Source organism: Streptomyces sp. AcH 505 (assembly GCF_000818175.1).
In the GTDB taxonomy this organism is placed as follows: domain Bacteria; phylum Actinomycetota; class Actinomycetes; order Streptomycetales; family Streptomycetaceae; genus Streptomyces.
The window spans coordinates 4,847,753-4,857,901 of sequence record NZ_JTIY01000001.1; the positions used below are offsets into that span (position 1 = coordinate 4,847,753).

Sequence of the window (10,149 nt, forward strand, 5' to 3'; positions counted from 1 at the left end):
CGGCCCGCACGATCGCCCGCGAGGCGGGCGCCGAGCTGGCCGTACGCGCGGATCAGCACGAACCCTGGCACCCGGGCCGGTGCGCCGCGCTGTTCGCGACGGTGGACGGCACGCGGACGCTGGTCGGTCACGCGGGCGAACTGCACCCGCGCGTCGTGAAGGCGCTCGGCCTGCCCGAGCGCACCAGCGCCGCCGAGGTCGACCTCGACCTGCTGGAGCGGGCCGGCGCCGGGCCGCTGCGGGCGCCCAGGATCTCCACCTTCCCGGTGGCGACCCAGGACGTGGCGCTGGTCGTCGCGCGTGACGTGCCGGCCGCCGACGTGGAGCTGGCGCTGCGCGAGGGCGCAGGACCGCTGCTTGAGGGCATCCGGCTGTTCGACGTGTTCACCGGCGAGCAGCTCGGTGCGGACAGCAAGTCCCTCGCCTACGCCCTGCGGTTCCGGGCGGCCGACCGCACGCTGACCGTCGACGAGGCGTCGGCCGCGCGTGACGCGGCGGTCGCGCTGGCGGCCGAGCGCACGGGCGCCGTACTGCGCGGCGCCTGAGGGACCGGGCCCGACAGCCCGACCGGGCTGTGGTTGAGCACTGAGGAGCGGATCCGCAAGCCAGGGATCCGCTCCTCACTCGTTCGAGTGAGAACTCCTGGTGGAGGGTCCGGAGCGGGCCCGGTGATCGACACAATCGATCCGGCCACTCAGCCGAAGGGCGGGCCATGATCCGTACCAGGACAGCAGCCAGACCGGCGGAGAAATCCCCCGCCGGACCGTCGTCCCTGTGGCGCGCCCTCGTCTATCTCGTCCCCGGCCTGTGGCTCGCCTCCGTGATCGGCTGGGAGCTGCTGGGCCCGCCGGCCGAGGAGGACCACGGCGGGATGGCCCAGCGCTTCGCGGCCTGCGCGGCCTGCCTGCTCCCCGCCGTGTGCGTCGTCGCCGGGGTGCGGCACGGCCCGGTGCGCGAGCTGCGGCAGTTACGCGCCATCGCGCGGGCCGCACAGGACGTACTGCTCAGACCGCTGCCACCACGGCTCGACGGTCTGACCCTCGCCGCAGCCCAGCTCTCCGCGACCCGGGGCGCCGACATCGGCGGCGATCTGTACGAGGTGCTGGTCACCCCGTACGGCGTGCGGGTGGTGATCGGGGACGTACGGGGCCACGGACTGCCCGCCGTCGGGGCGGTCGCCGCCGTCCTCGGCTGCTTCCGGGAGGCGGCGTACGACGAGCCGGGGCTCGACGGGGTGCTGCGCAGACTGGAGCGGGCGCACCAGCGCCAGGTGCGCAGACGGGCCGGGCAGGAGTATCCGGCGGCCGAGGGGCCGCTGTGCCCCGCCGTCGAGGAGTTCGTGACGGTCCTGCTGCTGGAGATCACCGCCGACGCCGAGGTGCTGGCCGTCAACTGCGGTCATCCGTGGCCCCGCAGGATCGGCGGTGAGGTGACACCGCTCGCCTCCGACGAGCCGCTGCCGCCGCTCGGCGCTTTTCCGCTGCCCGCCGACGTCCCCGTACAGAGCTGTGGCCGGCTGCTGCCGGGCGAGGCGCTGTTCCTGCACACGGACGGCGCGACGGACGCCCGTGACCACGCCGGACGGTTCTTCGCCCTGGAGGCCGAGCTGGCCGCCACGGCGGGGACGGACCCGATCTCACCGGCCGCGCTGGTACGGCGGGTGCACACCGCCCTGCTGCGGCACACCGGGGGCCGGGTCACCGACGACATCGCCCTGCTGGTCCTGTGCAACGACCGCGCGCGGGTACCGGCGCAGTCCGCTGAGCCGGAGCTGCGCCGCACCCGTCCGACACCCTCCCATCCGTAGTGGCCCAGTTGGCTGCACGGCCGACCGCGCCGTCCGCCTGCCGCGGAGTGTCGGGCAGGTCGGCAGGACGGACGGTGCGGTCACGGGCCGCCGCACTGTACGAGGGGGAGCCGGCGGCCCGGCCGACGGCATTCAGTCAACCGGCCCCCGCGCCGCACCGGCAGAGCGCACACTGTCCGGATCCGGGCGTTACGTTCACACCCCGTGTGAACGCCGCCCTGCGGAGGCCGTGCGGGGGCGGCGTCCGGCGAGCCACCGGAGGGGGATATGCAGCCCAACACTCTGCTGGAATCGCTGCTCGACGAGGCGGGCGTCTCGCATGCCGGCCTCGCCGCGCGGGTCAACCTGGCGGGCCGGGACAGGGGCCTGGCCCTGCGGTACGAGCACACGGCCGTGGGCCGCTGGCTCAAGGGGCAGCGGCCACGCGGGCAGGTGCCGGACCTGATCTGCGCCGTCCTGAGCGAGCGGCTGGGCCGTCCGCTGGCCCTGGACGACATCGGGTTCGGCAGACCGGACGAGCCGGCGGCCGCCGGGGTCACCCCGCTGGCCGGGTTCGTGGAGCGGGCCACCGCGCTCTGGCGCTCCGACGTACAACGGCGGCCGCATGCCGTGGACGCGCCCGCGGTCACCGGCACTCCGGCCGTGCTGCCGGTGTGGGAGTGGGAGAACCCGCCGGAGGACGGCGACGTCTCACGCAACGGCCCCACCAAGGTCTCGCCCGCCGACATAGAGCTGCTGCGGGCGGCCAGGGCCCACTACGAACTGATGTACCGCAGGGCGGGCGGGGTGGTGACCCGGGCCAGGATCGTCGGCTTCCTCAACGCCGAGACGGCGCCGCTGCTGCGCGGCGGGTACAGCGACGCCCTGGGCCGTCAGCTGCACCGCGCGGCGGGCGGGCTCGTCGCCGTCGCCGGGATCTGCGCGTACGACTCGGACGCGCACGGCCTCGCCCAGCGCTACTTCCACCAGGCGCTGCGGCTCGCCAAGGCCAGCGGCGACCGGGGCCTCGGCGCCTATGTGATCGCGCTGCTGGTCAACCAGTCGCTGTACCGGGGGGAGTACCGGCAGGCCGTCGCCTTCGCCGAGGCGGCGCTGCGGGCGGCCGGGCGGCAGATCACGCCCGCGCTCGCCGCCGACCTGTACGCGATGCAGGCCAAGTCGTACGCCTGCCTGGGCGACAGCACCGGCGCGCTGGAGCGGATCAGGCGCGCGGAGCAGGCCGCGGAGCGCATCAGGCCGGGGTACGAGCCGGACGAGACCGGTTACGTCCAGCCGGGCCTGGTGAACGTGCAGGTGGCGGAGGCGCTGCTGAGCCTCGGCGATCTGCCGGCCGCCCGCGCGCACGCGGCTGCGGCCGTGGACACCCCGGCACACGACCGGGGCCGGGTGCACCGGCTCGCGATGCTCAGCCACATCGAACTGCGCCAGGGCGAACCCGACCGGGCGGCGCGCACGGCCGTCGAAATGACCGAACGGGCCAGGGGGATGGAGTCGCAGCGGCTGCGCGACCGGCTGCGCTCGGTCCGCGAGCAGCTGGTGGCCAGCGGCTGCACGGACGCGGAGGAGACGGCCGAACTCATCGACGGCGCACTGCGCGTCCCCCTGTAGAAGACCTGCCGCCGGGAGAAGACGTACTGCCGGTCACAGACCTGCTGCTGCGATATTGCCATCAACTTGTCGAAAGGTGGCAGAAACGTGCAGTGGACGAAACTAAGCGAAAAGAATGTCTATGGAAACCGCTGGTTCGAGGTGAATCTGGCGGACGTGGAACTCCCCGACGGCCGGCATCTGGACCACTTCCTCATCCGGCTCCGTCCGGTGGCCGTGGCGACAGCGGTCAACGCGGCCGACGAAGTGCTGTTGCTCTGGCGGCACCGCTTCATCACCGACAGCTGGGGCTGGGAGCTGGCGGCGGGTGTGGTGGAGGACGGCGAGGACATCGAGAGCGCGGCGGCGCGGGAGATGGAGGAGGAGACCGGCTGGCGCCCCGGCGCGCTCAAGCATCTGCTCACCGTCGAGCCGTCCAACGGTCTGACCGACGCCCGGCACCATCTCTACTGGTCGGAGAGCGCGACGTACGTCGGCCACCCCGAGGACGACTTCGAGTCCTCACGCCGGGAGTGGGTGCCGCTGAGCCGGGTGCCCGCCCTGCTCGCACGCGGTGAGATCCCGGCGGCCAACATGGCGGCCGCGCTGCTGATGCTCCATCACTTACGACTCGGGTAGGCCAGGAACTCCGAACACTCCGGGTATGCGGACATGACACCGTCCGCCGGCGCCCTGCCTCTCCGGCGCCGGCGGACGGCCGGATACGGTGTCCGGGCCCCGCCGTTGTGTCTTGATCCGGGAGGACCCCCATGTCGGCAGCGTTTTTCTCCGCCCTGTCCCATCTCGAATGCTCCAGGACCGGCGCCGTCAGCGACGCCGACGTGCTGCAAGGGACGTCCGAAGCGGGGGTCCCGCTGCTGGCCCGATACGACCTGGACCGGGTCAAGGCGTCCGTGAAGCGCGCGGAGATCGCCGACCGGGCACCGGACCTCTGGCGCTACCGCGAACTGCTGCCCGTACGGGACGAGCGCCATGTGGTCACCCTCGGCGAGGGCATGACCCCGCTGCTCGACCTGCCCCGCTACGGCGCCCAGCTCGGTGTGCCGGGACTGCGGATGAAGGACGAGGGGCTGATCCCCACCGGCAGCTTCAAGGCGCGCGGCGCCGCCGTCGGCGTCTCACGCGCCGCCGAACTCGGCGTGACCGGCATCGCCATGCCGACCAACGGCAACGCGGGCGCCGCCTGGGCGGTCTACGCCGCACGGGCCGGGATGCGCAGCCTGATCGCCATGCCGGTCGACGCCCCGGAGATCACCCGCGCCGAGTGCGTCGTCGCCGGCGCCGAGCTGTATCTGGTCGACGGCCTGATCGGCGACGCGGGCAAGATCGTCGCCGCCGCCGTCCGCGAGCGGACCGGCTACCAGGAGGTCTCCACGCTCAAGGAGCCCTACCGGCTCGAAGGCAAGAAGACCATGGGCTACGAGATCGTGGAGCAGCTCGGCTGGCGCTGCCCCGATGTGATCCTCTACCCGACCGGCGGCGGTGTCGGCATCATCGGCATCTACAAGGCGCTGCTGGAGATGCGTGAACTGGGCTGGCTGACCGGGGACCTGCCGCGTCTGGTCGCCGTCCAGGCGGCGGGCTGCGCGCCGATCGTGGACGCGTACGAGCGCGGCGCCACCGAGAGCGTGGCGCCCGCGAAGTCCCACACGGTCGCCTTCGGCATCACCGTCCCCAAGGCGCTCGGCGACTTCCTCGTCCTGGAGGCCGTACGGGCCACCGAGGGCACCGCCATCGCCGTGACCGACGAGGAACTGCTGGCGGCCCAGGGCGATCTCGCCCGCGCCGAGGGCATGTTCATCTGCCCGGAGGGCGCCGCCTGCTTCGCCGCCGTGGACAAGCTGCGCGAGTCCGGCTGGCTGCGCGGCGACGAGGACGTGGTCGTGCTGAACACCGGCGCCGGGCTGAAGTACCCGGAGACCGTGCGGGTCGACGTCCCCACGCTGCCGGTCGACGGACGCATTCCCGCCGCGGGCGAACCCTGGTCCGACAGTGAGTGACCGGGCGGCGGGGGCCGGTTCGCAAGCTGGGGCCGGTTCGACGGCGGTGCGCTGGCGGCGCGACATCCACCGGCACCCGGAGACCGGCTTCACCGAATTCCGCACCGCCAGCCTGATCGCCGCGCGCCTCACCGAGCTGGGCTGGCGGGTGCGTACCGGCACCGACGTCATCTCGTCCGGGCACCGGCTCGGTGTGCCGGACCCGGCCGAACTCGACGCCGCGTACCGGCGCGCCGCCGAATCGGGCGCCGACCCACGGCAGTTGGCGGCGCTGCGCGGCGGCCATACGGCCGTGGTGGCGACGCTGCCGGGCGCCGGGCCGGGACCGGCGGTCGCCCTGCGCGCCGACATCGACGCGCTGCCGATCCTGGAGTCGGCCGACGCGACGCATCTCCCCGCACGCGAGGGCTTCCGCTCCGCGTACGACGGGGTGATGCACGCCTGCGGCCACGACGGGCATATCGGCATGGCGGTCGAACTCGCCGAGCGGCTGACCGCCGACCCGCCGCCCGCAGGTTCGGTGACGCTGATCTTCCAGCCGGCCGAGGAGGGCGGCAGAGGAGCACGCGCCATGGTGCCGGCGGGGGCCGCAGACGGCATCGACGTACTGATCGCGGCGCATCTCGGCCTCAGCCTGCCCACCGGCACCGTCGCGTCGTCCCTGGACGGCCTGCTCGCCAACTCCAAGCTCAGGGCGGTCTTCCACGGCGTCTCCGCGCACGCGTCGCTCGCTCCGCACGAGGGCCGCAGCGCCCTGCTCGGCGCCGCTGCCGCCACCCTCGCCGTGCACGGTCTGCCGCGCGTTCCCGGCCACGAGACCCGGGTGGGGGTCGGCCGGATCAGCGGCGGCACCTCCAGCAACATCGTCCCCGACCGGGCCGAGATGCTGCTGGAGACCCGCGCCGACGAAGGGTCCGTCAACGACGACCTGGAGGCGCGGGCCCGTACCGCGCTGCGCGGGGCGGCGGAGATGTACGGGCTGAGCGTCGACGTCGAGCTGATCGGCGGCGTCACGACGGCGCGCGCCGACCGGCCCGCCGTCGAACTCGTCGAGGCGGCCGCGGACGCGGCGGCGCTGCGGCTGGTGACGGCGTCGGCCGAGAACGGGGTGGCGAGCGACGACGCCACCGCGTTCATGCGCCAGGTCCAGCGCGGCGGCGGGTACGCCAGCTACGTCGGCGTGGGCGCCGACCTCGCCGCGCCCCACCACACGCCGCGCTTCGACTTCGACGAGGCGGCGCTGCCGCTGGGCGTCGCACTCCTCGAAGGGTTCGTCCGCCGCGCCGTGGAGCGCCCGCCGGACGCGCCCTAGTCGGGGAAGGCGCCGCCGAGAGCGGTGAACAACCGCTCCAGCCGGGCCCGGTGGTCGTCGATCACCGGGCCCGTCGGCTCCCCTGCGGTGAGCCGGCGCGCGGTCTCCACCATCACCGTGCTGTAACCGGCGATGAAGAAGGCCGCGAACAGCGCCGCGTCGCCTTCGAAGGCCGGGTCGCGTGCCAGCTCGTCGGCGAGGGTCCGCTGCAGGTCGGAGGCGATCTCCCGGGCCCGCGCGATCAGCGCGGGCGAGGCGGCGACGGTCCGGAAGAACGGGATGGACCGGTCCTTGACCCCGGACAGCGCGTGCCGGGTGTCGACCAGCCGCAGGGTCGTGTCGCGCAGGGACGTCACCACGCCGACGCCAGGAGCGCGGTCGCGCACCGCCGAGCGCAGGAACTCCACGGCGTCGTCGGCGCGGTCCAGGAACAGGTCCTCCTTGCGCGGGAAGTGCTTGAAGACCGTCACGCTCGACACCCCGGCCGCCCGGGCGACCTCGGCGACCGTGACCGTGTCGTACCCGCGCTCCAGGAAGAGCCCGGTCGCGACCTCCGAGATCCTCGCCCGCGTCAGCGGCCCGCCCCGCTCTCCGGTCCTGGGCATCCGGCCTCACTTCCTTGCGTAACTAAACTTAGTGACTTAACTTAGTGGAGTAACCCCAGTGTGGCCACCCCGCACGGCAGAGAGAAGGAAATCAGATGACTGTCGACGCACCTCCGCCCCCCGGCACAGGACCCACGGATTACGACGTGCTCGTGGCGGGCGCCGGGCCCGTCGGCCTGATGCTCGCCACCGAGCTGCGGCTGGCCGGGGTCCGGGTGCTGGTCGTGGAGCGGCGGACGGAGATCGACACCGCGCTCAAGGCGGGCGCGGTCAACACCGCGTCGGCCGAGGCCTTCGACCGGCGCGGACTGCTCGCCGCCGTGGCGGCGCTGGCGGCGCCGCAGCCGTTCCAGGGGGCCGGGGCCGGCAAGCTGCCGCCCTCCGTCGGCCACTTCGGCGGCATCCAGGTCCCCGCGGGCCCCGTCGACCTGGCGGATCCCGACCTGCGCGGCCGTGGCCCCGCCTGGTACGTGCAAGCCGTCCAGGCCGATGTGGAGCGGGTCCTCGACGAACGCGCCGCCGAGCTGGGCGTCGAGGTCAGGCGCGGGGTCGAGGTGCGCGGCTTCGACGCGACGGACGCCGGTGTCACCGTCCAGCTGGACGGCGGCGACGACGTACGCGTGGCGTGGCTCGTCGGCTGCGACGGCGGCCGCAGCCTGGTCCGCCGCCACGGCGGCTTCGACTTCCCCGGCACGGACCCGGGGATCACCTTCCGCCAGGCGGTCGGCACGGTCGAGGGCGCGGAGGCCCTGGAGCCGGGCTGGCAGCACACCGCCACCGGCGTCTACGTCTACGGGCCGAAGCCGGGCCGGGTGCGCACCGTCGAGCTGGACGGCCCGCCGGCCGACCGGGAGGCACCGGTCACGGCGGCCGAGATGGAGGCCAGCCTGCGGCGCGTCAGCGGCGCCGACGTCCGCGTCACGGAGGTCACCGCAGGCACCCGCTTCACCGACAACGCCCGGCAGGCGACGGAGTACCGGCGCGGCCGGGTGCTGCTGTGCGGCGACGCGGCGCACGTGCACTCACCGTTCAGCGGCCAGGGCCTGAACCTCGGCATCGGCGACGCCGTCAACCTGGGCTGGAAGCTCGCCGCGACCGTACGCGGCTGGGCACCGGACGGACTGCTCGACACCTACACCGCCGAACGGCACCCGATCGGCGCCTGGGTGCTCGACTGGACACGCGCGCAGGTCGGCGTGATGCGCGGCGACGCCTACAGCAGCGCGCTGCGCGGCGTGGTCACCGACTTCCTCGGCACCCGGGACGGCGCGACCTACTACGCCCGACGCGTCTCCGGCCTGTGGCAGCGCCACGACCTCGGGGACGGCCACCCGCTGGCCGGCGCGACGGTGCCCGCCCTCCGCCTCACCGACGGCAGCCGCCTCGCCGACCACGCCCACCACGGCCGCACCCTGCTGGTCGACCTCACGGGCGACGACCGACTGGCGGCCCTGGCCGCCCCGTACACCGGCCGCCTGGACCTGCTCAACGCCCACACCGAAGACACCGAGGCGACCGCGCTACTGGTACGCCCCGACGGCTTCGTGGCATGGGCATCCTCCGACGGCAGCACCACCGGCCTGACAACGGCCCTGAACCGCTGGCTCGGCGCGTAGCCCCCGCCGGGTTCGTCGGTACGCCGGGTCCGTCAGTACGAGTAGAAGCCCGCGCCCGACTTGCGGCCCAGGCGGCCCGCGTCGACCATGCGCTGGAGCAGCGGGGGAGCGGCGTACAGCGGTTCCTTGTACTCGGCGTACATCGAGTCGGCGACCGAGGCCACCGTGTCGAGTCCGATCAGGTCGGAGAGCTTCAGCGGGCCCATCGGGTGGGCGCAGCCCAGCTCCATGCCGTTGTCGATGTCCTCGCGGCTCGCGATCCCCGACTCGAACATCCGGATCGCGGAGAGCAGATACGGGATCAGCAGCGCGTTGACCACGAAGCCCGAGCGGTCCTGGGCGCGGATCGCGTGCTTGCCGAGGACGCCGCCGACCACGGCCTCGGCGCGGCGGATCGTTTCGTCGGACGTCGTGAGCGCGGGGATCAGTTCGACCAGCTTCTGCACCGGCGCCGGGTTGAAGAAGTGGATCCCAATCACCTGGTCGGGCCGCGAGGTCGCCACGGCCAGCCTGACCAGCGGGATGGACGAGGTGTTGGAGGCCAGGATCGCGTCGGGGCGCGTCACCACCTGGTCGAGCACCTGGAAGATCTCCGTCTTCACCTGCTCGTTCTCCACGACCGCCTCGACCACCAGATCACGGTCGGCGAACTCGCCGAGATCGGTGGTGTAGCTGATTCTGTCCAGCGCCGAGTCGCGCTCATGGGCGGTGATCTTGCCGCGTTCGGCGGCCTTCGTCAGCGAGTTGTGCAGCCGGGTGCGGCCGATCTCCAGGGCCTCGCCCGTGGTCTCGGCGACCCGTACCTCAAGTCCGCTGCGGGCGGCGACCTCCGCGATGCCCGCGCCCATCTGGCCGCAGCCCACCACTCCGACGCGGGTGATATCGCTCAGGGTGTCGGTCACGTCGTGCCTTTCGCTGGTCCGTGTTCCGGCAGGTCCCGTACGGTTCCGGGCCTGTCCGGGCCACGACGTTACCGCGCGGTGTTCTTGGGGTTGCGGCCCGGGGCGGGCATGCTCTGCGGGAGCGGCACGAGCGGCGACCGGCGGAAGCACGCGCAAGCACACAAGGGGCAGGTTCATGCGGGGAATCGGCAGAAGAGGGTTCGTGACGGCCGTGGCGGGCACCGCCGGAGCCCTGCTCACGGCGGGGGACGCGGTCGCGGGGGACGCGGTCGTGCGGCCGGCGGCGGCGCCGCGGGGAC

Annotated in this window: 8 protein-coding genes and 1 pseudogene; 7 read left to right on the forward strand and 2 right to left on the reverse strand. The window is 73.5% G+C overall.

The window, feature by feature from the left end; translation table 11 throughout:
* From HY68_RS22130 to HY68_RS22155, 6 genes and pseudogenes are all read left to right on the forward strand, one after another.
* Positions 1 to 545: pseudogene (locus HY68_RS22130) on the forward strand (phenylalanine--tRNA ligase subunit beta); the annotation flags it as partial.
* Between the two features lie 167 nt (positions 546 to 712).
* Complete coding sequence (locus HY68_RS22135; protein ID WP_041991478.1) at positions 713 to 1,807, forward strand: PP2C family protein-serine/threonine phosphatase; 1,095 nt, start codon at positions 713 to 715, stop codon at positions 1,805 to 1,807.
* A gap of 267 nt (positions 1,808 to 2,074) precedes the next feature.
* Entirely contained in the window at positions 2,075 to 3,415 is a 1,341-nt protein-coding gene (locus HY68_RS22140; protein ID WP_041991479.1) for a hypothetical protein, read from the forward strand.
* Positions 3,416 to 3,502: 87 nt separating this feature from the next.
* The gene (locus tag HY68_RS22145) at positions 3,503 to 4,033 is read left to right on the forward strand and encodes an NUDIX hydrolase (protein ID WP_041991480.1); all 531 of its coding nucleotides are present in this window, start codon (positions 3,503 to 3,505) and stop codon (positions 4,031 to 4,033) included.
* 131 nt (positions 4,034 to 4,164) lie between these two features.
* Positions 4,165 to 5,415, forward strand: a complete 1,251-nt coding sequence (locus HY68_RS22150; protein WP_041991482.1) for a threonine synthase — start codon at positions 4,165 to 4,167, stop codon at positions 5,413 to 5,415.
* Positions 5,408 to 6,727: an amidohydrolase gene (locus HY68_RS22155; protein WP_078863722.1), complete on the forward strand. Its 1,320-nt coding sequence runs from the start codon at positions 5,408 to 5,410 to the stop codon at positions 6,725 to 6,727. Before HY68_RS22150 ends, HY68_RS22155 begins: the two co-directional genes overlap by 8 nt.
* Here the strand turns inward: HY68_RS22155 and HY68_RS22160 are convergent.
* Positions 6,724 to 7,332 (reverse strand): TetR/AcrR family transcriptional regulator, encoded by a 609-nt coding sequence (locus tag HY68_RS22160; protein ID WP_041991486.1) that lies wholly within the window; start codon positions 7,330 to 7,332, stop codon positions 6,724 to 6,726. The two genes, HY68_RS22155 and HY68_RS22160, sit on opposite strands and share 4 nt — an antisense overlap.
* 95 nt (positions 7,333 to 7,427) lie before the next feature.
* Between HY68_RS22160 and HY68_RS22165 the strand changes: the two genes are divergently transcribed.
* On the forward strand, positions 7,428 to 8,948 hold the full coding sequence (locus HY68_RS22165; protein WP_107070114.1) for an FAD-dependent monooxygenase: 1,521 nt from the start codon (positions 7,428 to 7,430) through the stop codon (positions 8,946 to 8,948).
* Between the two features lie 32 nt (positions 8,949 to 8,980).
* Here the strand turns inward: HY68_RS22165 and HY68_RS22170 are convergent, their stop codons facing one another.
* The gene (locus tag HY68_RS22170; RefSeq protein WP_041996818.1) at positions 8,981 to 9,838 is read right to left on the reverse strand and encodes a 3-hydroxybutyryl-CoA dehydrogenase; all 858 of its coding nucleotides are present in this window, start codon (positions 9,836 to 9,838) and stop codon (positions 8,981 to 8,983) included.
* Positions 9,839 to 10,149: the final 311 nt, after the last annotated feature.